The following is a 1,068-nucleotide window of genomic DNA, read 5'->3' on the forward strand; positions in this document are numbered from 1 at the left end:
GCGATGCTGCTGGCCGTGCTGGAATCGCGCTGCGGGCTCAATTTCAGCTCCGCCGAAGTCTATCTCAATATTGCCGGTGGCTATCGCCTGTCAGATCCCGCGGCCGACCTTGCAGTGGCAGCGGCACTCGTTTCGGCGCTGGCCGACCGGCCACTGCCCGATCGCTCGGTATGGTTCGGCGAAATATCATTGGCTGGGGAGATTCGCCCTGTGGCGCATGCATCCTTGCGGCTGCGTGAAGCCGAGAAACTCGGCTTCGGCATGGCTTTCGGACCGTCCGATGTCGCGAACGGTTCGGCGAAGCTCGATTACTGCGGTACGGGACAAGTCGCGAAGCTCGTTGACCGAGTGATGGCAAACCCATAATCCCTGGCGCATGAACGGTTTCGACACCATCGTGGCGATCGTGGTCGGCGTGGCGGCCATCGGCGGCTTCATGCGTGGACTGGTGCAGGAGGTGCTCTCGCTGGCAGCCTGGTTCTTGGCAGCCTTTGCGATCTATTACCTTCACACGCCGCTGACCGAGCAATTGAGCGAGGTTCTCGATACCGAGCCTGCGAAATCGCTGCTTGCCTTCGCCTTGCTGCTGCTGATCCCCTATGCGGTGATGAAGGTCATCGCCAACAATGTAGGCGAGGCGTCGCGTGGCTCGATCATTGGACCGATCGACCGTGTGCTGGGTTTCGGCTTCGGGGTGCTCAAGGGCGGGCTGATCATGGTTTTCGCTTTTTCCCTGCTTGTGCTCGGGTTCGATACGGTCTGGGGCTACAAGGGCCGACCGGACTGGATTACGACCGCGCGCACCTATAATGTCGTCGATACCAGTTCGCGTGCGCTGGTCGAAACCATTTCCGAACGTCGTGAACGCTTTAAGAGCGAAGCGGAAGCGATGGAATGACCGCCGGCACTGCGGGCAAGCTTTACACAAACGAACTGCTCTCGCTGGCGACGGAGCTTTCAGCTTTTCCATTGAAGGGTGATTGGGTGCTAGCTGGCGAGGCGCGATCGCGCACCTGCGGCAGTAGCATCAGGATCGGTATCGAGCAGGACGACCAGGGAAGGATCGCG

General features: G+C 60.3%; 2 protein-coding genes. Both read left to right on the forward strand.

The features are described 5' to 3' along the window. The coding region (locus tag AAFM29_RS18030) for a magnesium chelatase domain-containing protein (protein ID WP_341714077.1) at window positions 1-366 on the forward strand (366 nt) is incomplete at its 5' end. Between the two features lie 10 nt (window positions 367-376). Further along, the gene (locus AAFM29_RS18035; protein ID WP_341714078.1) at window positions 377-898 is read left to right on the forward strand and encodes a CvpA family protein; all 522 of its coding nucleotides are present in this window, start codon (window positions 377-379) and stop codon (window positions 896-898) included. Window positions 899-1,068: the final 170 nt, after the last annotated feature.

Source organism: Erythrobacter sp., from assembly GCF_038133525.1.
GTDB lineage: Bacteria > Pseudomonadota > Alphaproteobacteria > Sphingomonadales > Sphingomonadaceae > Qipengyuania.

Coding starts and splice junctions, on each gene's coding strand:
- AAFM29_RS18035 (WP_341714078.1), top strand. CDS start 377: ATGAACGGTTTCGACACCATCGTGGCGATCGTGGTCGGCGTGGCGGCC.